This is a genomic window from Stenotrophomonas sp. YJH_SMC_110 (assembly GCF_059369255.1).
The window spans coordinates 1-25,718 of sequence record NZ_JCAFSM010000007.1; the positions used below are offsets into that span (position 1 = coordinate 1).

Sequence of the window (25,718 nt, forward strand, 5' to 3'; positions counted from 1 at the left end):
GATGGATCTGGAGCAACAAGCCCCTCTGTTGAGGGGCTGCCCCGACAGGGGCGGGGAGAGGCCGGCAAGGGGAGGGGCCCGAACGTTGCGCAGCAACGTCTGGGGTGAAGCGCGCGCAGCGCACTTCGCATCTCCCGCCAGTGGCTTCTGCGAGGTACAGCCGATCAGGCATCCCCGCACGGCGGAAACCCATTGATGGATCTGGAGCAACAAGCCCCTCTGTTGAGGGGTGCCCCGACAGGGGCGGGGAGAGGCCGGCAAGGGGAGGGGCCCGAACGTTGCGCAGCAACGTTTGGGGCGAAGCGCGCGCAGCGCACTTCGCATCTCCCGCCAGTGGCTTCTGCGAGGTACAGCCGACCAGGCATCCCCGCACGGCGGAAACCCATTGATGGATCTGGAGCAACAAGCCCCTCTGTTGAGGGGCTGCCCCGACAGGGGCGGGGAGAGGCCGGCAAGGGGAGGGGCCCGAACGTTGCGCAGCAACGTTTGGGGCGAAGCGCGCGCAGCGCACTTCGCATCCCCCGCCAGATAACTGAAAAAGGCTGCCCGAAGGCAGCCTTTTTCAGTTATCTGGCGGAGAGAGGGGGATTGTCGGGTGCATCCATGCACCCGATCCCGGTGCGCGCTGCGCCCCGGGACCCGCCTTCGGCGGTCCGGTTCTGCTCCTGCAGAACCGTCGAACCCCGGCAGGGCTTCTCTCGCCCGATGCTCTCCGCCAGCCAAATAAAAAAGCCGCCCAGAGGGCGGCTTCTTCATTTGTCTGGCGGAGAGAGGGGGATTCGAACCCCCGAAGCGCGGTTTAGACGCTTACACACTTTCCAGGCGTGCTCCTTCAACCACTCGGACACCTCTCCGGATCCCTGCCATCGGCAAACGCCTCAGCAGGGGCGCAGATTCTAGCGGGCGGCGCGGCCGGACACAAGCACCCTGATCAGGGGCGCATCCAGCGGCATTGTTGGCGAGGGGGCTGGACAGGCATGGCACAATGGAACATCCGATGGAAAACGGTGGCCTGATGTCCTATCTCGTCCTTGCCCGCAAGTGGCGTCCGAAGCGTTTCGCCGAGCTGGTGGGCCAGGAACACGTGGTCCGTGCGCTCAGCAACGCGCTGGACAGCGGCCGGGTCCACCACGCGTTCCTGTTCACCGGCACCCGCGGCGTGGGCAAGACCACCATCGCGCGCATCTTCGCCAAGTCGCTGAACTGCGAGCAGGGTACCAGCGCCGACCCGTGCGGCCAGTGCGCGGCCTGCCTGGACATCGACGCCGGCCGCTACATCGACCTGCTGGAAATCGACGCCGCGTCCAACACCGGTGTGGATGACGTGCGCGAGGTGATCGAGAACGCGCAGTACATGCCCTCGCGCGGCAAGTACAAGGTCTACCTGATCGACGAAGTGCACATGCTGTCCAAGGCGGCGTTCAACGCGCTGCTGAAGACGCTGGAAGAACCGCCGGAGCACGTGAAGTTCCTGCTGGCCACCACCGATCCGCAGAAGCTGCCGGTCACCGTGCTCAGCCGCTGCCTGCAGTTCAACCTCAAGCGCCTGGATGAAGACCAGATCCAGGGCCAGATGACCCGCATCCTGGCGGCGGAAGCGATCGAGGCCGATGGCAGCGCCATCGTGCAGCTGGCCAAGGCCGCCGATGGCAGCCTGCGTGACGGCCTGTCACTGCTGGACCAGGCGATCGCCTATGCCGGCGGCGCGCTGCGTGAGGACGTGGTGCGCACCATGCTGGGTACCGTGGACCGCACCCAGGTGGCGGCGATGCTCGATGCGCTGGCCGACGGCGATGGCCCGCGCCTGCTGCAGGTGGTAGCCGCGCTGGCAGAGTTCTCGCCGGACTGGAGTGGTGTGCTGGAAGCGCTGGCCGAAGGGCTGCACCGCATCCAGGTGCAGCAGCTGGTGCCGGGCGCTGCCGCGGCGGAAGCTCTGGATGTCGCCGTATTCGCCGAGCGCCTGCGCCCGGAAGTGGTGCAGCTCTGGTACCAGATGGCCCTGAATGGCCGCCGCGACCTGCCTTTGGCGCCGAGCCCGCGCGCGGGCTTTGAAATGGCCGTGCTGCGCATGCTGGCGTTCCGTCCGGCCGCAGCGGTACCGCCGGTGCCGAAGGCCGTCGACGGTGCGTTGGGCGGCACGCCGGGTGGCAACGCTGCCGGTGGTGGCGCCGGTACCGGTAGCCACGATGCGACGCCGGCCGCTGCTGCCGCTTCGGGCAGCCCGGCGGTAGCGGCGCAGGCCGCCGCGCCGGTGCAGGCCGCGCCGCGCGAACCTGAACCCGAGCCCGAACCGGCCCCGCAACCGGAACCAGATCCGACGCCGGAGCCCGAGCCGGTTCCGGTGGAAGAGCCCGTGTCGCCGCCGCCGGTGAAGGCTGAGCCACAGGCGCCGGCGCCTGCCGTCACTGCAGAGGCAGGCGACGACCTGCCGCCGTGGGCCACTGACGAAGCCGAGGCGCGTGACGAGGCATTGGCGGCCGAGATGTCCGGCCCGGACGCTGCCATGGCTGCGCCCTGGCACGAACCGCCGGCTCCCGTCGCGGCTCCCAGCGAGCCTGCGCCGCCCGAGCGCCCGTTCCGCGCCGAAGGCATTGCCATTGCGCCGGCCGAACATGCCAAGCCGGCCCCGGCGCATGCCGCCGCGCCGCAGGAAGGTGTCAGCGAGCTGGCCACGGCCGAAGACTGGCTTGACCTGGTCGCCAACAGCGGCCTCAGCGGCCCCTCGCGGCAGCTGGCCGCCAACGCCGCGTTCATCAGCTGCCAGCACGGGACCTTGAAACTGGGCCTTTCGCCCGGATTTGAATACCTGCGCTCGGAGCGCGCGCTGGCTGCCCTGGGCGAGATGCTGCAGAAGGCCCTCGGCCAGGCGCCGAAGATCGTGGTCGAGACCGTGGAAACCGAACACGTTCCGGCCGAGACCCTGCATCAGCGGGCCGACCGCCAGCGTGGCGAGCGGCAGCAGGTGGCAGAGGCCGTTTTCATGGACGACCCGGAAGTGCAGGTGCTGATCCAGCAGCACGGTGCCCGGGTTGTTTCCGATTCCATCCGTTCTTTTGACGAGTAAGACACCATGCGCGGAAACATCGCCCAACTGATGCAGCAGGCCCAGAAGATGCAGGAAAACCTGCAGAAGGCCCAGGAAGAAATCGCCAAGATCGAAGTGACCGGCAGTGCCGGCGGCGGCATGGTCAGCGTGACCCTGACCGGTGCCAAGGAATGCCGCAAGGTGCGCATCGACCCGTCGCTGACCAGCGACCCGGAGATGCTGGAAGACCTGATCGCCGCCGCCTTCAACGACGCTTCGAACAAGATCGACGCCGAGTCGAAGTCGAAGATGGGTTCGGCCACCGCCGGCATGCAGCTGCCGCCGGGCATGAAGCTGCCGTTCTGATTGCCAGCGTGGCACCCGTGCAAGCGGGTGCCACAGAATCTGTAGCTGTCGAGCCTGCTCGACGCCATGAAAGCATGCCGCCGTGTCCGCACCCCTGCTTGAACAATTGATCGACGCACTGCGGGTGCTGCCTGGCGTGGGCCAGAAGACCGCACAGCGCATGGCGTACCACCTGCTCGAGCGCGAGCGCGAAGGTGGCCAGCGACTGGCCGAAGCCCTGGCGCTGGCGGTGGAGCGCATCGGCCACTGCGCGCAGTGCCGCGACTTCAGCGAAACCGAGCTGTGCCCGACCTGTGCCAACAGCAGCCGCGAGCGCAGCCAGCTGTGCGTGGTCGAATCGCCGGCCGACCGCCTGGCCATCGAAAACGCCACCGGCTTCCGCGGTGTCTACTTCGTGCTGCAGGGCCGGCTGTCGCCGCTCGATGGCATCGGCCCGCGCGAGCTGGGCCTGGAGCAGCTGGAGCAGCGTCTGGCCGAAGGTGAGGTGCAGGAGCTGATCATCGCCACCAGTGCCACCGTCGAAGGCGAAGCCACCGCGCACTACCTGGCGCAGCTGGCGCGCGCGCGCAAGGTGCAGCCCAGCCGCCTGGCGCAGGGCCTGCCGCTCGGCGGCGAACTCGAATACGTTGACCGCGGCACGCTGTCGCACGCGTTCGGCACGCGCAGCGAATTCCGCGACTGAGCGCTGTCCGGGCAGCGCCCGGCGTGTCCGGCCTACAATGCGGAAGACATCCCGCCGAGGCCGACCATGAGCAACGAAACCCTCTTCAGCAAGATCATCCGTCGCGAGATCCCGGCCACCATCGTCTACGAGGACGACGAGGTGCTGGGCTTCAAGGACATCGCACCGCAGGCGCCGGTGCACGTACTGTTCATTCCGAAGAACGAGATCATCCCGACCCTGGACGACCTGCAGCCGTCGCAGGCGCACCTGATCGGGAAGCTTGCCCTGGCTGCCGCCGAATATGCGCGCCGCGAAGGGTTCGCGCAGGACGGCTACCGCATCGTGATGAACTGCCGCGAGGATGCCGGGCAGACCGTGTTCCACATCCACATGCACCTGCTGGCCGGTGCGCCGCTGGGGCATTTCGGTACGCCGGGGCGCTGAGCGCCCGGCATCCACCATTGCCCGCAGTGGATCCATGCGATGCGTGGATGAAAAAAAGGCCGCCCGAAGGCGGCCTTTTTCGATCACGCATGGCCGGTGGCGATCACCACCAGCCCCAACGGCCGTAACCACCCCAGTACGGGCCATACGGGCCCGGGCCCCACGGGCCATAGGGGTAGGGCACCACATCGACCTGGCGCTGTTCCGGCCACAGGTAGATCACGTCGGCCGACAGCTTCGGCAGGCGATAGTCGTACTCCCCGATGCGGGTGTTCTGGTAGCCGTCGATCTTGCCGATGAAGGTCACGTCGCGGCCGGCTTCAAACACGGCCGGGTCGTAGAAGCCGGCGCGGCAGGCAATGAAGCGGCCGTCGCTGGCGTCGGACGAGGTGGTGTTCGGGCGGCCACTGGCGTTGAGGGGGCGCGAGATCATCTGGAAGCAGGTCTCGCCCTGGCCGGGCTTAGTCTCGATGATGCGACCACCCCATCGGACCGGCGTGCCGACCTGCTGGGTGGCGACCGAGTCGCGCGGGGAGACCAGGCTGAACTGTCCCTGCAGCGGCTTGGGGGCCGTGGCGCAGGCCGACAGGGCCAGCGTGGCCACAGCGGTGAGGAGGAACTTGGTGTTCATGGGGAGGCTCCGGAAGTCGGGCGATGCCTGCGCAGGTCCCGCAATAATGAAGCGAGGTCGGTGCAAGTTCCAGCGTAACGCGCGTCGGCGAAACGCTGGCTGAGTGCCAGCAGGGCGGGGTCGGGGCGCACGGCGTGTACCCGTCGTGACCAGTCGCATGCCGTCTCGTGGGGGGCGCGGGCCAGGCCAAGGCGCGCATAGCGCCGCCCCAGCCGGTGCCAGGCGCGCAGCAGCGGGTCGCGCTCGCGCTCGCCGCGGGCCAGCAGCCAGGCCATCCATGCCAATGCCAGCAGTGCGGCGACCACGAAGCCGGCCACCAGCTGCGCCGGCCCGAGATCATCCAGCCCGAACGGCCTGAGCAGCTGCTGCTGACGGCGTGCGTCGAAGGAAAGCACCAGGTCGTTCCAGCCACGGCGCAACCAGTCACCCATTTGCCCCAGCTGCAGCCAGCGCTGCTGCAGCGGGGTGTCCGTGCCGGCCTGCAAGCGGTCGTCCAGCGTGTCCAGGATGCGTTCCGGTGCCACGGCCGTAGTCGGGTCCACCCGGACCCAGCCGCGCTGGGGCAGCCAGACTTCGGCCCAGGCGTGGGCGTCCATGCGCCGCACTACCCAGTAGTCCCCGATGCGGTTGCGGGTGCCACCTGCGAAGCCGGTCACCACCCGGGCCGGAATGCCGGCGTTGCGCATCAGCACCACGAAGGCCGAGCTGAAGTGCTGGCAGAAGCCGGCCTTGTAGTTGAACAGGAAATCGTCGACCGGATCGCGCCCGGCCACCGGGGTATCGAGCGTGTAGGAGAAGTCGCGGGTGATCCACTGCAGCGCTCGGCGGACGATGGCTTCGTCATCGTTGCCGGCCTCCTGCCGCCATTGCCGTGCCAGCTGGGCGGTGCGCGGATTGAAGCCGGGGGGAAGCTGCAGCGCGGCGCGGCGCAGGTAGGGCGACAGATCGGTGTCGAACCGTTGCGGAGGCGCCGAATGCAACCGCCAGCGGCTGAGCGCGGACAGCGTGCGGTCGCTGCGCAGGCTCATGTCCGCATCGAAACTGCTGCCTTCCGGTGCGCGGCTGGGCAGGTCCAGGGCCACCAGCAGGCGACGGTCGGTGGGTTCGTAGTCGATCTGGTAGTCCCATCCCTGTGCGGCGGCTTCGACCACGGGGGCGGGGCGCCGGGCCGTCGCGCGATCGCGGCTCCAGCGGTGGCCATCGAAGGAAGTCAGCACCGGGCCGCGCCAATAGCGCTGCGCGGGCTCGGGCACCGCGCCGAAGAACTGCACGCGCAGCGCCGGGGTGTCGTCGGCCATCAGGTCCAGCCATTGGTCCGGCGCCATGCTGTCAGCCAGGCCGGGTGTACCCACCGCTCGTTCGGGTACGCCCCACAACGGCGTGGACAAGCGCGGGAACAGCCAGAAGCAGGCCAGTGCCAGCGGCAGGCCGATGCCAAGCAGGCGGCCGACGCCGCGCAGTTGACCGTGCAGTGGCAGGCGTGGGCTGCGGCCCTCGTCCTGGGCCAGGCGTTGCAGGGCCAGCAGTGCGGCAACCGCGGCCAGCGCAGCCAGTCCCGTGGTCAGCGGGCCCTGGTCGAGCAGGAAGGCCGCGAACGGCGAGAACAGCGCGAAGCCGAGCAGGCTGCGCGCATCACGCAGGTTGCGCAGTTCGCTGGATTTGATGGCCAGCATCGCCGCCAGCAGCGCACAGCCGGTATCACGCCCCGGCCGCACCATGCCCATCTGCCAGACGATGGTGGCGAGCATGGCCAGCACCAGCAGCAGGCGCACCGGCATCGGCAGCACCCGCCGCCAGGAAAGCGCAGCGGTCAGCACGGCGGTGATCGCGATCACGACGGCCAGCACCGGCGGCAGCTGCAGCAGCAGTGGCAGCAGCGCCAGCGCTGCGCTGGCCAGGGTCCAGCTGCGGGCGTTGCGATCGAGCAGGACGGCAGGCTCAGTCATGGGGCATCAGCGCCAGTGCGCGCAGGCACAGGTGGTGGTGGCTGGCGCCCTGGCCGGGCCCGAACGGGGGATGGGCTGGAAGCAGCAGCGTGTAGCGCCGGCCTTCGCGCTCGGCCATGTCGACCCAGCGTGCCAACCGCGCGATGCGTGCTTCATGGCCCAGCGGCGCCAGCGTGCGCCAGTCCAGCACCACTTCGATGCCGATCGGCTTCTCGTATTCGCGTACCAGTAGGCTGTCGCGGCGTGCCGAGTGTTTCCAGGCAATGCTGCGCGGGGCGTCGCCGGCACGATAGGGGCGCAGCTGGTGCAGCTCTTCGCCACTGGCATGGGCGCGGGTGTGCAGTGGATCGCTGCCACTTTCCGGAAGGGGTGGTGCCAGTGCCTCGGCCAGTGGATAGACCAGCAGCGGCTGCTCCGGCCACACCCACGACCATGCCCGCACCAGCCCCAGCGGCTGCGTGCTGGACAGGCGGATGCGCGGCAGTTCCAGCCAGCCGCGGCGCTCGCTGGGGACATCCAGCTCCACTTCGCCGCGACCGTGTGCAGGCAGTGCGACCCACGCCTCGCTTGCGCCCAGCTGCAGGTGCAGCCCGTGGCGCGCGCGCGGGTCGCGCAACGACAGGTCCACGCGCAGGCGCAGGGGGTGCCCGGCCGGAACCGGCTCGGCGGAGATTGCATCGATCTGTATGCCGGACAGCTGCAGGTGCGCGGCAATGGCGCTGGCGATCGCTGCTGCGGCCAGCAACAGTGCCAGCAGCAGGGCCGGGTTGTTGTTGTAGTTCAATGCGCCCAGCAGCATCGCCGACAGCAGGGTGGCGACGAACAGGCCGAAGCGCGTCGGCAGTACATAGATGCGATGGCGATCCAGTCGCTGCGGCAGGGCTTCGGGCCTGCGTGGGCGTGCCAGCAGCTGCATGCGTGCCCAGCGTGTGGCCACCTTCAGTCCACCGCGACGGTCTGCAGGATCGCCCGCGCCAGTGCCGGCCCGGAGCTGGATTCGGCCTCCGCCACCAGGCGATGGCCGGCCACTGCCACGAACAGGGTCTGCACGTCTTCGGGCACCACATGCCCGCGGCCGAGCAGCAGTGCATGCGCCCTGGCGGCACGCAGCAGGGCCAGCCCGGCGCGCGGTGACAGGCCCACGCGTACGCCGGCATGCTGGCGGCTGCGGGTCAACAGTGCCTGCACGTAGTCGATCAGCGCGTCGCTGGCGTGTACCTGGCCAACGGCTTCACGCAGCGCACGCACCTGGGTGTCATCCAGCTTCGGCACCGCGCGGGCGATCAGGTCGCGGCGATCGCTGCCACGCAGCAGCTCGCGCTCGGCCTGCACGCTCGGGTAGCCCATCGCCAGCCGCAGCAGGAAACGATCGAGCTGCGAATCCGGCAACGGGAAGGTGCCGGACAGGTCGACCGGGTTCTGCGTGGCGATCACGAAGAATGGATCGGGCAGTGGATGCGTCTGTCCATCCAGGGTGACCTGCTGCTCGGCCATCGCCTCCAGCAACGCACTCTGCGTGCGCGGCGGTGCGCGGTTGATCTCATCGGCCAGCAGCACGTGGGTGAACACCGGGCCGGGGTGGAACTGGAACTGGCGGCTGCCGGCCTCGTACACCGATACGCCCAGTACGTCCGCCGGCAACAGGTCGGAAGTGAACTGCACGCGCTGGAAGCTGAGGCCGAGGCTGCTGGCCAATGCATGCGCCAGCGTGGTCTTGCCCAGCCCGGGCAGATCTTCGATGAGCAGGTGGCCGCCGGAAAGCAGGGCGACAAAGGCCAGCCTGACTTCCGGCACCTTGCCCAGTACCAGTGCGTTCACCTGATCCTGTGCCTCCCGCAGGGCCTGGCGCAGTTGATCGGTTAGCATGCTGGGATTGGGGGACGAGGCTGGCATGATCGTCTCAGGTCTGGAATCCACTCGATTATCCATAGAGCAATGCAAGGCGAACAGCGCGCGCGGGCAATATTTCTCTGGTTATGGACGCTGATCACAGCGGCCAAGCTGGTGGTGGCTGCACGCCTGCCGCTGTTCGTCGATGAGGCGTTCTATTGGCAGGAAGGCCAGCACCTGGCCGCCGCCTATTCCGACCTGCCGGGGTTGACAGCATGGCTTGCACGCCTGGGCGTGGAAATCGGTGGCCATCACGTGCTCGCATTGCGCCTGCCGTTCCTGGCCATCGGTGCGTTGCTGCCGTTGCTGGTGGTGCGCATCGCCACGCGCTGGTTTGGCAACGTCGCAGGGTGGCAGGCGGGCAGCCTGACCCTGCTGATGCCGCTGTCGGCCACGCTGGGCCTGCTGGCCGTGCCGGATGTGCCGATGGCGCTGGCGGCGGTGATCTGCCTGCAGGCCGGTGCGCGCCTGCTGCACAACGTGGATGCGTCGTCGGCGATGAAGCTGGCGCTGGGCCTGCTGATCGGTGCGCTCAGCCACTACCGTTTCATTGGCGTCATCGGTGTCGGCTTCATTGCGCTGCTGGCGCTGCCGCAGGGCCGCCGCATGCTGGCCGACCCGCGCGTATGGGTGGCGCTGGCGGTGGGTGTACTGGCCTGGCTGCCGTTGCTGGCGTGGAATGCGGACAACCATGATGCTGGCCTGAAGTTCCAGGTGGTCGAGCGCCACCCGTGGACGTTCGAGTGGGAAGGGCTGTGGTTCCTGGTGATCCAGCCGATGCTGGTGACGCCGATCCTGTGCATCGCGATGTGGAAGGTCGCCCTGGCGGGTACCCGCAGTGGTGGTGGTGTGCGGGTGCAATGGCGCTATTTCGGCCTGGTGGGCGGGGTGTCGACGCTGGGCATCTTCCTGCTGGGCTTCTTCACCGATGTCGAGCGGATCAGTTTCCATTGGCCGTTGCCGGGCTACCTGGCGCTGCTGGTGGCCGTGCCGGTGGTCCTCAACGGCTGGCCACGCTGGCTGCGCCGCACCGGCTGGTGGCTGGCAGCTGCAGGCACCGTACTGGCTTTCGGCTACTACCTGATGGCGTCCACGCCGGCGCTGCGCGAGCAGATGGCTGGCAGCAAGTACTACCCGCGCAACTTTGCCGGCTGGCAGCCGCTGGCCGTGGCGGTGCGCGACGAACTGCGGCAGATGCCGCCGGGCACGCGTGTGCTGGCGGGCAACTTCAAGGTCGGTGCCGAACTGGGCTTCCAGCTGGGCAACGGTGATATCGAGGTGCTGCCGCATCCGCTCAACGACAAGCATGGGCGGACCGCACAGCTGGCACAGTGGGGCCTGCTGCACGAAGGCCCGCGCAGTGCGCCGATGCTGCTGGTGCTGTCACCCAGCGACCAGCGCTACCGCGATCTGCTGGCGCGCTATCACGCCATCTGCGAGCAGGTGGGGCCGTTGCCGGCGCCGCGCGTGGTCAGCAGCGATCATGGTTTCCAGCGCTTCCTGCTGTTCCAGCTGCCGGTGCAGCGCGCGCAGGGGCCCTGCGTGACGCCGGCAATGGCCTGGCTGGATGCGCCGTCCAACGGTGAGAAGGTCTCCGGAACGCTCGCCATCAAGGGCTGGGCATTCAAGGATGGCGTGGGGTTGGCGCGCATCGAAGTGCTGGTCGATGGCCATTCGATTGGCGATGCGCGCTACGGGCGCATGTTCGACATCCGCCACACCTGGCCGGACAGCACCGATCCGCAACATCCGGCGGTGGGCTTCGACGCATCGCTGGATACCACCACGCTGGCGCCGGGGCGGCATTGGCTTGGCCTGCGCCTGCACGGCCGCGACGGCAGCGTGGAGGCGTGGCAGGAGCAGCCGTTCGAAGTTCGTTGAGGTCCCCTGGTCCTGTAGAGCCGAGCCGATGCTCGGCTGCTTCTGCTACAGATGGCGGGCAGCCTAAAAAAAGACGGCCGAGCAAGGGCTCGGCTCTACCGTTCACGGCACCGCGAATCCAGCCCTGCGCAGCAGGCCGCACAGCGCGATCAGTGGCAGGCCGACCAGCGCGGTCGGGTCGCGGTTGTCGATTGCCTCGAACAGGCTGATGCCCAGGCCCTCGCACTTGAAGCTGCCGGCGCAGTCCAGCGGCTGCTCGGCGGCGACGTAGCGGATGATTTCCTGCGGGTCCAGCACGCGGAAGCGTACTTCGGTCAGATCCAGGGTGGCGAGGGATTCTCCATCCCGCCTGAGACTGATTGCCGTGTGAAAACGCACCGTCTGTCCGGACATTGCCGCCAGCTGCGCACAGGCCGCCTCGACCGTGCCCGGCTTGCCCAGCGGCAGGCCGTTCAGGTCGGCCACCTGGTCCGAGCCGATCACCCAGGCGCCCGGATGGCGGGCGGCCACGTCGGCGGCCTTGGCGGCGGCCAGGCGCGTGGCCAGGGCCAGCGGGGTCTCGGCGCCCAGAGGGGTTTCATCCACGTCCGGGCGTGCGCAGTCGAAGGGCAGGCCCAGCCGTTCCAGCAGTTCGCGACGGTAGCGGGAGGTGGAGGCCAGGACCAGTGACATGTGACAATACCGGGGCAGGGCGCGGCAGTCTGGCCCCTCCACGGCGCCAGCGGCAAGTCGTGCAGGGCGGGCATTTGACAGCGGGCGGTGCGATCCTTAGTATTCAGCGGCTTATGTCCGCGAACGTGCCCGAAACGCTGGATGCCTGGCGGATGGTTGTAGCGCGAAGGCGCTTCGACGGTCAGGTCTCCCTGGCTGAATTGACCCGCCTGCAGGGGTTGGTCGCAGATACCGACGGCGAGTGTGTCTACTCGCTTGAATTCGGTCGCGACGACGTCTTGCGGGTATCCTATGTGGAACTGACCATCGACACCGCGCTGCCGCTGACCTGTCAGCGCAGCATGCAGCGATTCCTGTTGCCGGTGAAGGTGACCCAGAGGCTTGGCCTGATCCGCGACGAGGACGAGGAATCGTCCCTGCCGGAGGAATACGAGGCGTTGCTGGTGCCGGAAGACGGCCAGCTGCGTCCGCTGGATCTGGTCGAGGACGAATTGGTGCTGGCGGTGCCCGTGGTGCCGCTGTCGCCCGACGGTGAAGCAGTCGACAAGGACTGGGCACCGAGCGAAGAAGAAACGAAGAAGGCCAACCCGTTTGCGGCGTTGGCAGCACTGAAGAAACAATAGCAGCCGGATTGTCGTCGGCGGCTGCGGCGAAAGCGAAAGTGTGCTGGGCGCTGGCGTCCTGCGCGACGATACGACGAAGCAAATCGAACCGAGTTTGGAGCAATCCCATGGCTGTGCAGAAATCCCGTGTCACCCCGTCCCGCCGCGGCATGCGTCGTGCCCACGACGCCCTGAGCGCCAAGCAGCTGTCGACCGACCCGACCACCGGCGAAGTGCACCTGCGTCACCACATCACTGCCGACGGTTTCTACCGCGGCAAGAAGGTCATCCAGACCAAGACCTCGGCTGTCGAAGAAGATTGATGTGCCGGGAAGGCCGCTGCCTCCGGGCAGCGGCCTTTGCCTTCTTTCCCGGGCGTGCCGGTGATCGGCGGCCCGCGCAACAGGAAACATGATGAGCAAGCGGATCTATTCGAGGATCGCGGGCACCGGTAGCTATTTGCCGGAAAAAGTCCTGACCAACGCCGACCTGGAAAAAATGGTCGAAACCTCGGATGAGTGGATCCAGTCGCGCACCGGTATTCGTGAACGGCACATCGCGGCCGAAGGCGAAACCACCAGCGACCTTGGCTACAACGCCGCCCTGCGCGCGCTTGAAGCCGCAGGCATCGATGCCTCGCAGCTCGACATGATCGTGGTCGGCACGACCACCCCTGATCTCATTTTCCCGTCCACCGCGTGCCTGATCCAGGCCAAGCTCGGTGTGGCCGGGTGCCCCGCCTTCGACGTCAACGCAGCCTGTTCCGGCTTCGTGTTCGCGCTGGGCGTGGCCGACAAGTTCATCCGCTCCGGCGACTGCAAGCACGTGCTGGTGATCGGCACCGAAACGTTGACCCGCATGGTCGACTGGAACGATCGCACCACCTGCGTGCTGTTCGGCGATGGCGCCGGCGCTGTCGTGCTCAAGGCCGACGAAGACACCGGCATCCTCAGCACCCACCTGCATGCCGATGGCAGCAAGAAGGAACTGCTGTGGAACCCGGTCGGCGTTTCGACCGGCTTCAAGGACGGCGCCAACGGTGGCGGCACCATCAACATGAAGGGCAACGACGTGTTCAAGTACGCCGTCAAGGCGCTGGACTCGGTCGTGGACGAGACCCTGGCCGCCAACGGCCTGGACAAGTCCGACCTGGACTGGCTGATCCCGCACCAGGCCAATCTGCGCATCATCGAAGCCACCGCCAAGCGGCTGGAGATGTCGATGGACCAGGTCGTGGTGACCGTCGACAAGCACGGCAACACCTCCTCCGGCTCGGTGCCGCTGGCGCTGGATGCCGCGGTGCGTTCGGGCAAGGTCGAGCGTGGCCAGTTGCTGCTGCTGGAGGCCTTCGGCGGCGGCTTCACCTGGGGTTCGGCCCTGCTGCGCTATTGATAGTGCAAGTTACGACAATGTGAATTCTTGTCGTTACGGCCCCTCCGGGGCCGTAACGCGTTTAAGGAGGACCTGTCATGGTTGAGCCCATCGTCATCGAAGGGCAACGTGCCTGGCTGAAGCAGTACGGCAAGGGAAGCCGGGCAATGGCCCTGGGCCTGCTCAATTTTGTTGCGCGCCGTTTCCATCTGGATGCGCTGCGCCCGCCGCCGCACCGCGGTGGCGACGCCGCACGCGAAACCGAGGCCCGCCGCCTCGCGGAACTGCAGGCGCAGGGTGTGAACGTGCCGGACGTACTGGGCACCGGTCATGCCGCGCTGGTGATCGGCGACAACGGCAGCTCGTTCAATACCTGCCTGCGCGAAGCCGACGAAGCCGGTCGCGATCAGCTGGTGATGGCGGCGATGCTGGCCATTGCTGAAGCTCATGCCCGCGGCGCCTATTTCGGGCAGCCATTGCCGCGCAACCTCACATGGGATGGCGAGAAGGTCGGCTTCATCGATTTCGAGGAAGATCCGCTGGAAGTGATGGATCTGTCCGAAGCGCAGGCCCGCGACTGGCTGATGTTCGGTTACGGCGTGGCCAAGTACTACGCCGACCGCCCCGGGCACCTGCAGGCGATGATGGCCGAGGCGATGGGTGACGTTCAGGCGCCGGTGCGCGAGCACGTGCATGCGGTCAGCGGCCGCCTGCGCAGCCTGGCCCGGGTCTGCATGAAGCTGGGCCGTTCGGCGCGCGCGCTGGCCCATTCCATCTTCATCGCCCACGGCGCCAGCACCGCCGGCGTGTTGATGCTGGTGGGCCTGTGCGTGGATTTCCTCGCCGACGGCGACCTGGACGTCCTGCAGCTGTTCTGCTGATGGCTGACAGGGGTCAGATCCCTTTTCCTGCGGAAAAGGGATCTGACCCCGTTGCGCTTGCCCGGCCATTCACCATACGCGTGCATACGCGCACGTACAGACGACACGGCATGTTCCCCCTTATCATGGCCCGCTTCGATTGCAACAAGCGGATGACCGCGTGACCGTATCCACCCTCGCTTTTGTCTTCCCCGGCCAGGGCTCGCAGTCTGTGGGCATGGTGGCCGAGCTGGCCGAACTGCACCCACAGGTGCGTGAAGCCTTCACCGAGGCATCCGATGGTGCCGGCGTCGACCTGTGGGCGCTGTCCCAGGGCGGCCCGGAGGAAATGCTCAACCGTACCGAATACACCCAGCCGGCCCTGCTGGCCGCGAGCATCGGCGTGTGGCGCGCCTGGAACGCCGTGGGCGGTCCGCACCCGTCGGTATTGGCCGGCCACAGCCTGGGCGAGTACACCGCCCTGGTTGCCGCAGGCGCACTGAGCCTGCATGACGGTGCGCACCTGGTGCGCCTGCGCGGCCAGCTGATGCAGGAAGCCGCACCGGCCGGTGTCGGCGCCATGGCCGCCGTGCTCGGCGCCGAAGACCAGCTGGTGCTGGACGTCTGCGCCGAAGCGGCAGGCAGCCAGGTGGTGGTGCCGGCCAACTTCAATTCGCCGGGCCAGATCGTGATCGGTGGCGACGCCGACGCGGTCGACCGTGCGCTGGCGCTGCTGGCCGAGAAGGGCGTGCGCAAGGCGGTCAAGCTGGCCGTCAGCGTGCCCTCGCACACCCCGCTCATGCGCGAAGCCGCCAACCGCCTGGCCGAAGTGATGGCCGGCCTGTCCTGGCACGCGCCGCAGCTGCCAGTGGTGCAGAACGTCGACGCCCAGGTGCACAGCGGCATCGACGCGATCCGCACCGCGCTGGTCCAGCAGCTGTACCAGCCGGTACAGTGGACCGGGTGCGTGCAGGCGCTGGCTGCCCGTGGCGTCACCCGGATCGCCGAGTGCGGCCCGGGCAAGGTGCTGACCGGCCTGGTCAAGCGCATCGACAAGGCCATCGACGGCCGTTCGCTGGCCACGCCGGGCGACTTCGAAGCCGCCCGCGAGGCATGGTCGGCCTGATCCCCCCTGTTCCTGCCGACCGTACCGGTGGCCGCGGCAAGCGGCACGGGTGCGGCGGTCGCCCCAGCCTGAGGAAAACATCATGAGCAAGCCCCTGCAGGGTGAAATCGCACTGGTCACCGGCGCCAGCCGTGGCATCGGTGCCGCCATCGCCGATCTGCTGGCCGCCCAGGGCGCCACCGTCATCGGTACCGCCACCACTGAATCCGGCGCTGCCGCGATCGGCGAACGCCTGGCCGCCCACGGTGGTCACGGCCGCGCGCTGAACGTCACCGATGCCGCCGCGCTGGACAGCGTGCTCGATGGCATCGCCAAGGAATTCGGCCCGATCTCGATCCTGGTCAACAATGCCGGCATCACCCGCGACAACCTGCTCATGCGCATGAAGGACGAGGACTGGGCGTCGATCATCGACACCAACCTGACCAGCGTGTTCCGCACCAGCAAGGCGGTGATGCGCGGCATGATGAAGGCGCGCAAGGGCCGCATCATCAACATCGCATCGGTGGTGGGCGTGACCGGCAATGCCGGCCAGGCCAACTACGCCGCGGCCAAGGCGGGCATCATCGGCTTCAGCAAGTCGCTGGCCAAGGAAATCGGTTCGCGCGGCGTCACCGTCAATGTTGTCGCACCTGGCTTCATCGACACCGACATGACCAAGGCGTTGCCGGAAGAAGCGCGCACCGCGCTGATCAACGACATCGCCCTCGAACGCCTGGGGTCGCCGGAAGACATCGCCCATGCGGTGGCCTTCCTGGCCAGCCCGGCTGCCGGTTACATCACCGGCGAAACCCTCCATGTGAACGGCGGCATGTACATGCCGTAAGCAAGGGGCGCAGGGATTGCGCCGCAAGTGGTTGATCTGCGGAGGTTTTTGCTGCAATGCATGGCCGCGCCGGTTTCCACTACACTATCCCACGGCCATCGCCTTTGATGGCGACCACTTTTGAACCACAACTCCATCTGGAGCGAGATCCCATGAGCACCATCGAAGAACGCGTCAAGAAAATCGTCGTCGAACAGCTTGGCGTCAAGGAAGAAGAAGTCACCAACAGCGCATCGTTCGTCGATGACCTGGGCGCTGACTCGCTGGACACCGTCGAGCTGGTGATGGCCCTGGAAGAAGAATTCGAGTGCGAGATCCCGGACGAAGAAGCCGAGAAGATCAGCACCGTGCAGGCCGCCATCGACTACATCAAGGCCCACGTCAAGGCCTGATGTCAGACGGCAGTGCGCGCGCGGGCCCACGCTCGCCGCGCACCGCACCCCATGGGGCCGCAGTTGCGGCCCCGTGTGTTTGAGCATCACACCGAAGCAAACCGAGTTGCCCGTTGAAATCAGCCGGGTCAGGAGAATCAGCAATGAAGCGTCGCGTCGTCGTAACCGGCCTGGGTATCGTCTCGCCGTTGGGCAATGATCTGGCCAGCAGCTGGGAAGGCATCACCCACGGTCGTTCGGGCATCGGTCCGCTGACCAACGTTGCGGATGCCTATCTGGATCGGTTCACCACCAAGATTGCAGGTGAGGTCAAGGGATTCGACATCACCGCCGACAATGAATTGTTCGGCAAGTTCCGGGTCAGCGGCAAGGATGCCAAGAAGATGGACCCGTTCATCCATTACGGCCTCGGTGCCTCGTTCATGGCCCTGCACGACTCGGGCCTGGAGATCACCGACGCCAATGCCGAGCGCATCGGCGCCATCGTCGGCGCCGGCATCGGCGGCCTGCTCGGCATCGAAGAGCAGACCATCGAGTTCCACGAGGGCAAGAAGATCTCGCCCTTCTACGTGCCAAAGACCATCATCAACATGCTGCCGGGCCAGCTGAGCATCATCACCGGCCTGAAGGGCCCGTCGTTCTCGGCGGTGTCGGCCTGCGCGACCTCGAACCATTCGATCGGTACCGCGATGCGCATGATCCAGTACGGCGACGCCGACGTGATGGTGGTTGGCGGTGCCGAGCGTGGCTCGTCGCCGACCGCGCTGGGCGGCTTCTGCGCGATGAAGGCCATGAGTACCCGCAACGACGCCCCGGAACAGGCCTCCCGCCCATGGGACAAGGACCGTGACGGCTTCGTGCTGGGCGACGGCGCCGGCATCCTGATCCTGGAAGAGTACGAGCACGCCAAGGCGCGTGGCGCGAAGATCTACTGTGAACTGGCCGGCTTCGGCGCAAGCTCCGACGCGTACCACATGACCGCACCGAGCGAGAACGGCGAAGGCGCCGCGCGCTGCATGGCCATGGCTATGAAGGACGCGGGCGTGAGCCCGGAACAGGTGGGCTACCTCAACGCGCACGGTACCTCCACGCCGCTGGGCGACCTGGGCGAGACCATGGCGATGAAGACCGCCTTCGGCGACCACGCCTACAAGATGATGGTCAGCTCCACCAAGTCGATGACCGGCCACCTGCTGGGTGCTGCCGGCGGCGTGGAAGCGATCTTCTCGGTGATGGCACTGCAGGACAACGTCATCCCGCCGACCATCAACCTGCAGCAGCCGGGCGAAGGCTGCGACCTGGACTACGTGCCCAACGAAGCGCGCCAGGCCAAGGTCGACGTGGTGATGTCCAATGGCTTCGGCTTCGGCGGCACCAACGGCACGCTGGTCTTCAAGCGCGTCTGACCGAGTTGTAGCGTCGGGCCATGCTCGACGCCGCGTTCTACGGAGCCGCCGCAAGGCGGCTTCCGTGCATCTGAACCCCCGAACTGGCCGCCATGACCCATGCACCGCTGATCCACCCGCTGCCGCACCCGATCGATCTGCTGGCCCTGCAGCAGCATGACCCGGCGCGCTTCCCGCTGCTGATGGAATCCACTGCCTCGGGCACCGCGCAGGGCCGCTGGAGCCTGCTGCTGGCCACGCAGGGCGACTGCCTGCGGCTGGATGCCGATGGCAAGGTGCGCGACCAGCACGACGCGGTGCACGCCGGCAGCTTCCTGCAGGTGCTGGACCGTGCCTGGCAGCGCGAACGCCTGCTGCATGACGGCAGCCACAGCCTGCCGTTCCGCGGCGGCTGGGCGCTGATGCTGGACTACGAAGTGGCCAGCCAGATCGAACCGGTGCTGCCGGCGCGTGCGCGCGAGGACGGCCGCCCGACCGCGCTGGCGCTGCGCTGCCCGGCCGCGGTGCTGCATGACCATCACAACGGCGCCAGCTTCGTCATCGCCGAGGCCGGCGAGCAGGCGTTGCTGGATGCGCTGGTGGCACTGGCCTCGGCCGCGCTGCCCGAGGCCGGGCAGGGCTGGCAGCCGCCGCAGGCGGTGGGCGAGGATGCGCCGCAGCGCTTCACCGACGGCGTGCGCCGGGTGATCGAGTACCTGCGTGCCGGCGACGTGTTCCAGGTGAACCTGTCGCGGCGCTGGAGCGCGCAGTTCGCTGCGCCGGTCAGCCCGCAGGCGCTGTACGCGCAGCTGCGCCGTGCCAATCCGGCACCGTTCGCCGGCCTGTTCAGTGCCCACGGCCGCCATGTGGTCAGTTCCTCGCCGGAGCGGCTGGTGTCGGTGCATGCCGGCCACGCGCAGACCCGTCCGATTGCCGGTACGCGTCCGCGCTTCGAGGGGGACGATGATGCCGCACGCATCCAGGAGCTGGTCGGCCACCCCAAGGAGCGTGCCGAGCACGTGATGCTGATCGACCTGGAGCGCAACGACCTGGGCCGCATCTGCCTGCCCGGCACCGTGGTGGTCGATGAGCTGATGACGGTGGAGAGCTACGCGCATGTGCACCACATCGTCAGCAACGTCAGCGGCCACCTGCGCCCGGAGGTCACGCCCGGCGAGGTGATCGCCGCCACGTTCCCGGGCGGCACCATCACCGGCTGCCCCAAGGTGCGCTGCATGCAGATCATCAGCGAGCTGGAGCAGGTGCCGCGTGGTGCCTACACCGGCGCGTTCGGCTGGCTGAACCGCGATGGCGACCTGGACCTGAACATCCTGATCCGCACCGCCGAAGTGGATGGCCACCAGGTCAGCTTCCGCACCGGCGCCGGCATCGTGGTCGATTCGGACCCGGACAAGGAACTGGACGAGACCCGCGCCAAGGCCCGCGGCCTGCTGCGCGCGCTGGGCCAGCAGGGCTGATCCGGTCGGGGTCGGATCCCTTGCGCACCGCGCGAGGGCTCTGACCCCCGCAGTCATGCCGCCGGGCGTTCATCCACGCATGGCGTGGATCTACTGACCGACCGTTGGCCGGCACGCAGGCGCCACCCCGGTCATGACCCCAATCCACCGGCACGGTATCCTGCACGACGGAATCGAGTTCAGAGGTAGTCCATGGCGGGAGCCAAGCGCGGGTGTCTGTTCGTGGTAACGCTGGTCGTGGTGCTGGCCGCCGTCGTGGCCGGCGCGGGCGCGTGGTTCTTCTACCAGCAGACCCGCTTCGCCGACGCCCCGATCACCCCGACCGCCGAGAGCGTGGTCATCGCCAGCGGCGATGGCATGAACAGCGTGCTGCGCAAGCTGCGCGATGCCGGCGTGGACGAGGGCCAGGACACCCAGTGGCAACTGCTGGCGCGCCAGCTCGATGCGGCCGGCAAGCTGAAGGTGGGCGAGTACGCGCTCAGTGGCGAGCTGACCCCGCGCGAGCTGTTGCTGCGCATGCGCGCCGGCAAGGTGCTGCAGCACCGCGTCACCATTGTCGAGGGCTGGAACATCCGCCAGCTGCGTGCCGCACTCAAGCGCGCCGAGCCGCTGCTGCACACCACCGATACCCTGGATGACGCCGCGTTGATGCAGCGCCTTGGCTTCGGTGGCCAGCACCCGGAAGGCCGCTTCCTGCCGGAGACCTACGTTTACCAGCGTGGCGACAGTGATCTGGACGTGCTCAAGCGCGCCCACGCCGCAATGGAAAAGGCGCTGGACGAAGCCTGGGAAAGCCGCGCGCCGGACCTGCCGATCAACACGCCCTACGAACTGCTGACGCTGGCGTCGATCATCGAGAAGGAAACCGCGCTGGCCAGCGAGCGCCCGCAGATCGCCGGCGTGTTCATGCGCCGCCTGAAGATCGGCATGCGCCTGCAGACCGACCCGACCGTGATCTACGGCATCGGTGCCGCGTATCACGGCAACATCCGCCGCCGCGACCTGACCACCGATACGCCGTACAACACCTATACCCGTGCGGGCCTGACCCCGACCCCGATCGCCATGCCCAGTCGCGACGCGCTGATGGCCGTGGCGCAGCCGGCCGCCGGTGATGCGCTGTACTTCGTCGCCGTGGGCGACGGCAGCGGCGCGCACGTGTTCTCGCCCAGCCTGGACCAGCACAACGCCGCCGTAGCCCGCTACCTGCAGCAGCTGCGCCAGCAACGTACCCAGGAGACCCCGGCGCAATGAGTCCCGCGCTGCTTCGCCACCCGCGTTTCGTCAGCCTGGAAGGCGGCGAGGGCGCAGGCAAGACCACCGCCATCAATGCCATCCGTGACTGCCTGCGCCGCCACGGCCACGAGGTGGTGCTGACCCGCGAGCCGGGTGGCACGCCGCTGGCCGAGCGCATCCGCGGCCTGGTGCTGAAGCCCGATGCCGAGATCGCTGCCGAGCCGCTCAGCGCCGAAGCCGAGCTGCTGCTGGTGTTCGCCGCACGCGCCCAGCATGTGCGTCAGGTGATCCGGCCGGCGCTGCAGCGCGGTGCCTACGTGCTGAGCGACCGCTTCACCGATTCCAGCTACGCCTACCAGGGCGGTGGCCGCGGGCTTGACCCGCAGTGGATTGCCGACCTGGAGCGCCGCGCGGTCGGCCTGCTGCCAGGGCTGACCCTGCTGCTGGATGTGGACGTGGCCGTCGGCCGCGCACGCGCCAACGGCCGTGACCTGTGGCCGGACCGCATCGAGAGCGAGCAGGACGATTTCTTCCAGCGCGTGCGCGCCGTGTTCCGCAGCCGCGCACAGCAGGACCCGCAGCGCTTCGCGCTGATCGACGCCGGCCAGGTGCAGGAACGCGTGGCCGCCAATGTGGTCGCACGTGTCGAGCGTTGGCTGCAGGACGGGGAGGGCGCATGAGCACGTTTTCGCCGTGGCAGCAGCGCGCGTTCGACCAGACCGTGGCCGCGCTCGACGCCGGTCGCCTCGGTCATGGCCTGCTGATCTGCGGCCCGGCCGGGCTGGGCAAGCGCGAGGTGGCGCTGGCGCTGGCCGACCACGTGCTGGCGCAGGGTGATGCAACGCACGCCACGCGCACGCGCCAGCTGATCGCCGCCGGCACCCATCCGGACCTGCAGCTGGTCAGCTTCATTCCGAACAAGAGCGGCGACAAGCTGCGTACCGAGATCGTCATCGAGCAGGTGCGCGAGATCACCGACAAGCTGGCGCTGACCCCGCAGTACGGCGTGGCGCAGGTGGTGATCGTCGATCCGGCCGATGCGATCAACCGCTCGGCGGCCAATGCGCTGCTGAAGACCCTGGAAGAGCCGCAGCCCGGCCGCTACCTGTGGCTGATCAGCAGCGACCCGGCACGCCTGCCGCAGACCATCCGCAGCCGTTGCCAGCGACTGGAATTCAAGCTGCCGCCGCAGCACGAAGCACTGGCCTGGCTGCAGCAGCTGGGCCACAGTGAAGCATCGGCGCGCGAAGCGCTGGAGGCCGCCCGCGGCCATCCCGGCCAGGCCGACAACTGGCTGCGCGAAGACGGCCTGAGCCTGCGCCGCGAAGTCGGTCGAGATCTGGAACAGCTGGCTGCCGGCAAGACCGGCGCGGTGGAGCTGGCGCAGAAGTGGTGTGGTGATGACAACGCGGCGCTGCGCCTGCGCTTCGCTGCCGATCTGGCGCTGGCCCAGGCCAGTACCGACGCCTTGACCACGCCGGAGCGATTGCACAAGCTTGCAGCCTGGTTCGATGCGGCCAACCGCACCCGCGACCTGCTGCGCACCACGGTGCGTGCAGACCTCGCGGTGGTCGAGTTGCTGCTGGCCTGGAACAAGGTGAACGAGCGGCCTGCCGCAAGGGGAAATCGATGAGTGCCAGCAACGCCCGCCAGGGCATCCTGTCCCTGGCTGTGAAGGACAAAGCCGCGCTGTACAGCGCGTACATGCCGTTCGTGAAGAATGGCGGCATCTTCGTGCCCACGCCCAAGCGCTATTTCCTGGGCGACGAGGTGTTCCTGCTGCTGACCCTGCCCGATTCCAGCGAGCGCCTGCCGGTGGCCGGCAAGGTGATCTGGGTGACCCCGGCCGGCGCGCAGGGCAACCGCACCGCCGGCATCGGGGTGCAGCTGGCCGACGGTGCCGAAGGCGAGGGCGTGCGCCACAAGATCGAGACCCTGCTGGCCGGCCTGACCGGCTCGGACAAGCCGACCCATACGATGTGATTCCGGTAGCGCCGGGCCATGCCGGCTGCGTGCCCCGAAACGCCGTGAACACGACTGTGAAAAACTGTTGACGGCCTCTGAAAAGCCCCTATAATGAGCGGCTCAGCAACACACCGGGCGGTTAGCTCAGCGGTAGAGCATTGCCTTCACACGGCAAGGGTCACAGGTTCGATCCCTGTACCGCCCACCAAATAGTAGACCTGACTTTTCAGGTGTTATGAAGAAGCCGGCTTTCAGCCGGCTTTTTCGTATGCGCAGAGTAAGTGCATGGAGGTCGTGTCGGCTCCAAGTAACCGGTGACTCGCCGTCAGATGGATATGGGACTCTACTAGCTTACCCTGGCCCGCTTTGACTTTTTCCCTAGCGAAAAGGCTTGTGCGTACATAGTCAAGCAGGTCTCTGCGTTCGATTACCCGCTCCACTATCACCTGTACGCTTTCGTACTCGAAACCCTTCGTGAACTCCACTATCCGTGTCCTTGCAAGTCGATGGTCGAAGTTCGAGGACGTCTGGATGACCGATTTTAGGTTCAGCGCTTTTCGATTCTCATTCGATTGTTGAGCGCAGCCCGACTTCAGAGGCCGATCATCGCCGATTGCGATACCGTCGTCGCTTTACTAGCTCAAATGCAGATATGGCAGCAAAGAAAACTGCATACGCCGCCCACAATCTGAATGATGCGCGAAAGGGATGCGGATTTCCTGATTGAATCGCAATGAAGTAGAGGGCGCCAAGAACGAGAATGCCCCCGGCTTGGTATGCGAGAAAGCCACGTAGTACTGGATTCACTTCTTCTTCTCCATCGTCTTTTGTGCCGCATCTACGGCGGCTCCGGCGGTGCTCTGCCCTAGCTGTGATGCTCCCGCTTGTGTGATCGACTGACGAGGAATTGCGACTCCTGTTGATGCGGTGGTGGAGGCGATGTTCGGGGCGCCGGGAGATGCGGAGCTGCTCAGCCTATTCAGAGCGCCTTTGGCGGCTGGTCCCGCGAAGTCGCCTGCTGCAGCTGCAACACCGGAACCTGCCAGACCACCAACAGCGCCTCCGGTCGCTGCCGTGAGCACTCCACCAGCGGAAATCGGCTCTCCCTTGAGGGCGCTCTCTGCGGCGGCACCGGCGCCGCCAGTGACGAAATTCGCCGCTGCTTGAATGGCAACGGCTCGGCCGACAGAAATCACTCCAGACTCCACGGCTGCGACAGCGATACCGCCCACGCCGCCTGAGACCGAACCCACCCCTGCTGCTATCAATGCCTGCGTCTGATCGATTGGTTTATCCGGATTCATCAGCTTCTGGATGGCAATATTGGACAGGCCCCCCGCTATCGCGCCATAGATGAATGGCAGGGCTGGATTTCGCCCATCTGGATCAGTGAATTTGTACGGATTCCCGTTGGCATACCGATAGCGATTGAACTGGCCTACAGGCTGGTCATACGCTGAGACCGGGTCCACTGAGAGGAAGACTCCCAGCTCCGGATCCATGTATCGCTGTTGCATGTAGCTCAAGCCCGTAGTCGAGTCGCTCACATGCCCTGTGTATCCGGGTCCGTCGGTGACCTGTCCTCCTACCAGGGTCCCATAGGGCTCGTAGTCATAACGCTTTATCACGTTGCCGTTGGCGTCGCTCTCAGCAACAAGGGAGCCAAGGGCGTCGGTATGAATGTAGGTAACCGTCTCCGGACCTGCAGCGTTCGCGGATGGAGGCAGGCCAAGCCCAATTGGCAGCGCAATGTGTAGCCAAGTACTTGCTGCAACCAGTGTTCGGAGACGAACTCCAACCCTTGATGCGCAGGCGGATTCATCGCCCGCGTTCCTTTTGAATGTATGCATCCTTTCTTTCCCCGAAAGCGCTGTCCAAGATGACTTGACTAGGCAGTATGACCGTGGCGTTCGTGCACCGATCCGAGTGGATCATATACCGCAATGGCCGCCTTCGCTGGGTAGAAGAGCCGCGTCCATCCCTGTGCCACCTACCATGTTGCAGAACAAAAAGGGCCTCCAGCAATGGGCCATCTTTGCTGCGCGTGCATCAGCCAGGTCTTCCTGCCGCGAATCCCATGGCATGGCCTAGCCCATCCTGTGCAGCGCGCGCGATCTGGCGTGCGGCAACGATCAATCCGTCCCGATGGAAGTCACCGAGTTGATCCTGCGGATCGCCATCCAGGCGCGCACGTTCGGCGGCATGCAGTAGATCCAGTACGGCATTCAAAGCGGCCAGCGAGCGGTCGAGCGAGCCGAAGCCTGTGGCGCTGAGTGTCTGCGGGGTACATGCGCGCCCGGCTTGGTCATCACCGGCGCGGATGGCATCGAGGCAGGAAAGGAACGTTGGGCGCGAAGGCGGCAGCAGTCGCTCCGCTAGAGCGCATTCGATCTCACGCGCAAGGTCTTCGGGCACGTCGGCTGCGACGTCGCCGATAAGCGCGTGCAGGCGGGGATGGATGGCGGTTCGGTTGGTCATGGCGAAACCCTCACTGGCGTAGGGCCACCTTCTGGAGTGAAGGTGGCGGACGGTGCGGGTTGGCGTGCCAAGGCAAACAAGCTTCAAGGGAGAAGAACGCCTGGCGGATCTGGCGATCCCCACGCACCGCCCGCCATTGAGGGCAGTCGGTGCATTCTCTCAACTGCGATTTCTCTCGCAGTCCTTGAAGCCTGTTCGTTTATTCGAGACGCCAATCCCGGCCAAGGCGTCTTGCCTCGGCGCGGCGATCTTCAAGCCGGGCCATCACATCAGTCTGTAAGGAAAGTTCTCAACTGGCCCTAGGCAGGCCAGACGTTTTCCGATGTGTGCCGTCGGACACCTGCGAGTAGTGCGGCCCATCACTGATGGCGCACATCGCCGCCCCTGCCGACCGTGCACGAGACGACTCCAGAGCGGCGCCGCCACGGCAATCGCGTCACCCTGCGCGGCGAGGCGGGACCATGCCACGCATGGAGCCAG

General features: G+C 66.9%; 25 protein-coding genes and 2 tRNA genes. 19 read left to right on the forward strand and 8 right to left on the reverse strand.

Annotation, left to right across the window (positions count from 1 at the left end; all coding sequences use genetic code 11):
- Positions 1-761: 761 nt before the first annotated feature.
- A tRNA-Ser gene (locus AC5P6H_RS13590) sits at positions 762-854 on the reverse strand.
- Between the two features lie 143 nt (positions 855-997).
- Here AC5P6H_RS13590 and dnaX point away from each other — a divergent pair.
- The 4 genes from dnaX (at position 998) to AC5P6H_RS13610 (ending at position 4,499) form a co-directional block, all read left to right on the forward strand.
- Positions 998-3,064, forward strand: coding sequence for a DNA polymerase III subunit gamma/tau (gene dnaX, locus AC5P6H_RS13595; protein WP_227864259.1), 2,067 nt, complete (start codon positions 998-1,000; stop codon positions 3,062-3,064).
- A gap of 6 nt (positions 3,065-3,070) precedes the next feature.
- Entirely contained in the window at positions 3,071-3,391 is a 321-nt protein-coding gene (locus tag AC5P6H_RS13600; protein ID WP_005408298.1) for a YbaB/EbfC family nucleoid-associated protein, read from the forward strand.
- 82 nt (positions 3,392-3,473) lie between these two features.
- Positions 3,474-4,073 carry a recombination mediator RecR gene (recR, locus tag AC5P6H_RS13605; protein ID WP_049441038.1) on the forward strand — a complete coding sequence of 200 codons (600 nt, stop codon included), beginning with the start codon at positions 3,474-3,476 and terminating at the stop codon, positions 4,071-4,073.
- A 66-nt stretch (positions 4,074-4,139) separates the two neighbouring features.
- Complete coding sequence (locus AC5P6H_RS13610) at positions 4,140-4,499, forward strand: histidine triad nucleotide-binding protein (protein WP_014646179.1); 360 nt, start codon at positions 4,140-4,142, stop codon at positions 4,497-4,499.
- 103 nt (positions 4,500-4,602) lie between these two features.
- Here the strand turns inward: AC5P6H_RS13610 and AC5P6H_RS13615 are convergent, their stop codons facing one another.
- Genes AC5P6H_RS13615 through AC5P6H_RS13630 form a run of 4 tightly spaced genes read right to left on the reverse strand, consistent with a single transcriptional unit; the run spans position 4,603 to position 8,969 of the window.
- On the reverse strand, positions 4,603-5,130 hold the full coding sequence (locus AC5P6H_RS13615) for a Slp family lipoprotein (RefSeq protein ID WP_014036182.1): 528 nt from the start codon (positions 5,128-5,130) through the stop codon (positions 4,603-4,605).
- Positions 5,127-7,076: a transglutaminase TgpA family protein gene (locus tag AC5P6H_RS13620; RefSeq protein WP_495202760.1), complete on the reverse strand. Its 1,950-nt coding sequence runs from the start codon at positions 7,074-7,076 to the stop codon at positions 5,127-5,129. The genes AC5P6H_RS13615 and AC5P6H_RS13620 overlap by 4 nt, the downstream gene beginning before the upstream one ends.
- Positions 7,069-7,992: a DUF58 domain-containing protein gene (locus AC5P6H_RS13625; RefSeq protein WP_049441032.1), complete on the reverse strand. Its 924-nt coding sequence runs from the start codon at positions 7,990-7,992 to the stop codon at positions 7,069-7,071. The genes AC5P6H_RS13620 and AC5P6H_RS13625 overlap by 8 nt, the downstream gene beginning before the upstream one ends.
- Positions 7,993-8,015: 23 nt before the next feature.
- Positions 8,016-8,969 (reverse strand): AAA family ATPase, encoded by a 954-nt coding sequence (locus AC5P6H_RS13630; RefSeq protein ID WP_032958559.1) that lies wholly within the window; start codon positions 8,967-8,969, stop codon positions 8,016-8,018.
- A gap of 42 nt (positions 8,970-9,011) precedes the next feature.
- Here AC5P6H_RS13630 and AC5P6H_RS13635 point away from each other — a divergent pair, with 42 nt between their 5' ends.
- Positions 9,012-10,847 carry a glycosyltransferase family 39 protein gene (locus AC5P6H_RS13635; RefSeq protein ID WP_197606096.1) on the forward strand — a complete coding sequence of 612 codons (1,836 nt, stop codon included), beginning with the start codon at positions 9,012-9,014 and terminating at the stop codon, positions 10,845-10,847.
- Positions 10,848-10,949: 102 nt separating this feature from the next.
- Here the strand turns inward: AC5P6H_RS13635 and AC5P6H_RS13640 are convergent, their stop codons facing one another.
- Complete coding sequence (locus AC5P6H_RS13640) at positions 10,950-11,519, reverse strand: Maf family protein (RefSeq protein ID WP_495202761.1); 570 nt, start codon at positions 11,517-11,519, stop codon at positions 10,950-10,952.
- Between the two features lie 113 nt (positions 11,520-11,632).
- Between AC5P6H_RS13640 and AC5P6H_RS13645 the strand changes: the two genes are divergently transcribed.
- The 14 genes from AC5P6H_RS13645 (at position 11,633) to AC5P6H_RS13710 (ending at position 22,968) form a co-directional block, all read left to right on the forward strand.
- Positions 11,633-12,142: a YceD family protein gene (locus tag AC5P6H_RS13645; protein WP_049404889.1), complete on the forward strand. Its 510-nt coding sequence runs from the start codon at positions 11,633-11,635 to the stop codon at positions 12,140-12,142.
- Between the two features lie 107 nt (positions 12,143-12,249).
- A complete protein-coding gene (rpmF, locus tag AC5P6H_RS13650; protein WP_004154640.1) occupies positions 12,250-12,444 on the forward strand; it encodes a 50S ribosomal protein L32 in 195 nt (64 codons plus the stop codon).
- Positions 12,445-12,535: 91 nt separating this feature from the next.
- Positions 12,536-13,513 (forward strand): beta-ketoacyl-ACP synthase III, encoded by a 978-nt coding sequence (locus AC5P6H_RS13655; protein ID WP_014646186.1) that lies wholly within the window; start codon positions 12,536-12,538, stop codon positions 13,511-13,513.
- A gap of 77 nt (positions 13,514-13,590) precedes the next feature.
- On the forward strand, positions 13,591-14,373 hold the full coding sequence (locus tag AC5P6H_RS13660) for a BUD32 family EKC/KEOPS complex subunit (RefSeq protein ID WP_046429200.1): 783 nt from the start codon (positions 13,591-13,593) through the stop codon (positions 14,371-14,373).
- Between the two features lie 160 nt (positions 14,374-14,533).
- Positions 14,534-15,478 carry an ACP S-malonyltransferase gene (gene fabD / locus AC5P6H_RS13665; protein ID WP_414611683.1) on the forward strand — a complete coding sequence of 315 codons (945 nt, stop codon included), beginning with the start codon at positions 14,534-14,536 and terminating at the stop codon, positions 15,476-15,478.
- 82 nt (positions 15,479-15,560) lie between these two features.
- Positions 15,561-16,304, forward strand: coding sequence for a 3-oxoacyl-ACP reductase FabG (gene fabG / locus AC5P6H_RS13670; RefSeq protein WP_005408312.1), 744 nt, complete (start codon positions 15,561-15,563; stop codon positions 16,302-16,304).
- 152 nt (positions 16,305-16,456) lie between these two features.
- Positions 16,457-16,696: an acyl carrier protein gene (gene acpP, locus AC5P6H_RS13675; RefSeq protein ID WP_005415509.1), complete on the forward strand. Its 240-nt coding sequence runs from the start codon at positions 16,457-16,459 to the stop codon at positions 16,694-16,696.
- 143 nt (positions 16,697-16,839) lie between these two features.
- On the forward strand, positions 16,840-18,102 hold the full coding sequence (gene fabF / locus AC5P6H_RS13680) for a beta-ketoacyl-ACP synthase II (protein ID WP_134808562.1): 1,263 nt from the start codon (positions 16,840-16,842) through the stop codon (positions 18,100-18,102).
- 92 nt (positions 18,103-18,194) lie between these two features.
- Positions 18,195-19,559: an aminodeoxychorismate synthase component I gene (locus AC5P6H_RS13685; protein ID WP_495202762.1), complete on the forward strand. Its 1,365-nt coding sequence runs from the start codon at positions 18,195-18,197 to the stop codon at positions 19,557-19,559.
- A 192-nt stretch (positions 19,560-19,751) separates the two neighbouring features.
- On the forward strand, positions 19,752-20,813 hold the full coding sequence (gene mltG / locus AC5P6H_RS13690) for an endolytic transglycosylase MltG (protein WP_495202763.1): 1,062 nt from the start codon (positions 19,752-19,754) through the stop codon (positions 20,811-20,813).
- Positions 20,810-21,475: a dTMP kinase gene (gene tmk / locus AC5P6H_RS13695; RefSeq protein WP_197556796.1), complete on the forward strand. Its 666-nt coding sequence runs from the start codon at positions 20,810-20,812 to the stop codon at positions 21,473-21,475. Before mltG ends, tmk begins: the two co-directional genes overlap by 4 nt.
- Positions 21,472-22,428 carry a DNA polymerase III subunit delta' gene (locus AC5P6H_RS13700; protein WP_046429215.1) on the forward strand — a complete coding sequence of 319 codons (957 nt, stop codon included), beginning with the start codon at positions 21,472-21,474 and terminating at the stop codon, positions 22,426-22,428. Before tmk ends, AC5P6H_RS13700 begins: the two co-directional genes overlap by 4 nt.
- Positions 22,425-22,778 carry a PilZ domain-containing protein gene (locus AC5P6H_RS13705; protein WP_005412452.1) on the forward strand — a complete coding sequence of 118 codons (354 nt, stop codon included), beginning with the start codon at positions 22,425-22,427 and terminating at the stop codon, positions 22,776-22,778. The genes AC5P6H_RS13700 and AC5P6H_RS13705 overlap by 4 nt, the downstream gene beginning before the upstream one ends.
- Positions 22,779-22,893: 115 nt before the next feature.
- Positions 22,894-22,968: transfer RNA gene (locus AC5P6H_RS13710), tRNA-Val, on the forward strand.
- 595 nt (positions 22,969-23,563) lie between these two features.
- On the opposite strand, the gene AC5P6H_RS13715 is transcribed toward AC5P6H_RS13710, so the two are convergent.
- Positions 23,564-24,610 (reverse strand): RHS repeat-associated core domain-containing protein, encoded by a 1,047-nt coding sequence (locus AC5P6H_RS13715; RefSeq protein ID WP_080281850.1) that lies wholly within the window; start codon positions 24,608-24,610, stop codon positions 23,564-23,566.
- A gap of 199 nt (positions 24,611-24,809) precedes the next feature.
- Entirely contained in the window at positions 24,810-25,238 is a 429-nt protein-coding gene (locus tag AC5P6H_RS13720) for a hypothetical protein (protein ID WP_014646194.1), read from the reverse strand.
- Between the last annotated feature and the right edge of the window lie 480 nt (positions 25,239-25,718).

Coding starts and splice junctions, on each gene's coding strand:
- dnaX (WP_227864259.1), top strand. CDS start 998: ATGGAAAACGGTGGCCTGATGTCCTATCTCGTCCTTGCCCGCAAGTGG.
- AC5P6H_RS13600 (WP_005408298.1), top strand. CDS start 3,071: ATGCGCGGAAACATCGCCCAACTGATGCAGCAGGCCCAGAAGATGCAG.
- AC5P6H_RS13610 (WP_014646179.1), top strand. CDS start 4,140: ATGAGCAACGAAACCCTCTTCAGCAAGATCATCCGTCGCGAGATCCCG.
- AC5P6H_RS13615 (WP_014036182.1), bottom strand. CDS start 5,130: ATGAACACCAAGTTCCTCCTCACCGCTGTGGCCACGCTGGCCCTGTCG.
- AC5P6H_RS13620 (WP_495202760.1), bottom strand. CDS start 7,076: ATGACTGAGCCTGCCGTCCTGCTCGATCGCAACGCCCGCAGCTGGACC.
- AC5P6H_RS13625 (WP_049441032.1), bottom strand. CDS start 7,992: ATGCAGCTGCTGGCACGCCCACGCAGGCCCGAAGCCCTGCCGCAGCGA.
- AC5P6H_RS13630 (WP_032958559.1), bottom strand. CDS start 8,969: ATGCCAGCCTCGTCCCCCAATCCCAGCATGCTAACCGATCAACTGCGC.
- AC5P6H_RS13635 (WP_197606096.1), top strand. CDS start 9,012: ATGCAAGGCGAACAGCGCGCGCGGGCAATATTTCTCTGGTTATGGACG.
- AC5P6H_RS13640 (WP_495202761.1), bottom strand. CDS start 11,519: ATGTCACTGGTCCTGGCCTCCACCTCCCGCTACCGTCGCGAACTGCTG.
- AC5P6H_RS13645 (WP_049404889.1), top strand. CDS start 11,633: ATGTCCGCGAACGTGCCCGAAACGCTGGATGCCTGGCGGATGGTTGTA.
- rpmF (WP_004154640.1), top strand. CDS start 12,250: ATGGCTGTGCAGAAATCCCGTGTCACCCCGTCCCGCCGCGGCATGCGT.
- AC5P6H_RS13655 (WP_014646186.1), top strand. CDS start 12,536: ATGAGCAAGCGGATCTATTCGAGGATCGCGGGCACCGGTAGCTATTTG.
- AC5P6H_RS13660 (WP_046429200.1), top strand. CDS start 13,591: ATGGTTGAGCCCATCGTCATCGAAGGGCAACGTGCCTGGCTGAAGCAG.
- fabG (WP_005408312.1), top strand. CDS start 15,561: ATGAGCAAGCCCCTGCAGGGTGAAATCGCACTGGTCACCGGCGCCAGC.
- acpP (WP_005415509.1), top strand. CDS start 16,457: ATGAGCACCATCGAAGAACGCGTCAAGAAAATCGTCGTCGAACAGCTT.
- fabF (WP_134808562.1), top strand. CDS start 16,840: ATGAAGCGTCGCGTCGTCGTAACCGGCCTGGGTATCGTCTCGCCGTTG.
- AC5P6H_RS13685 (WP_495202762.1), top strand. CDS start 18,195: ATGACCCATGCACCGCTGATCCACCCGCTGCCGCACCCGATCGATCTG.
- mltG (WP_495202763.1), top strand. CDS start 19,752: ATGGCGGGAGCCAAGCGCGGGTGTCTGTTCGTGGTAACGCTGGTCGTG.
- tmk (WP_197556796.1), top strand. CDS start 20,810: ATGAGTCCCGCGCTGCTTCGCCACCCGCGTTTCGTCAGCCTGGAAGGC.
- AC5P6H_RS13700 (WP_046429215.1), top strand. CDS start 21,472: ATGAGCACGTTTTCGCCGTGGCAGCAGCGCGCGTTCGACCAGACCGTG.
- AC5P6H_RS13705 (WP_005412452.1), top strand. CDS start 22,425: ATGAGTGCCAGCAACGCCCGCCAGGGCATCCTGTCCCTGGCTGTGAAG.
- AC5P6H_RS13715 (WP_080281850.1), bottom strand. CDS start 24,610: ATGCATACATTCAAAAGGAACGCGGGCGATGAATCCGCCTGCGCATCA.
- AC5P6H_RS13720 (WP_014646194.1), bottom strand. CDS start 25,238: ATGACCAACCGAACCGCCATCCATCCCCGCCTGCACGCGCTTATCGGC.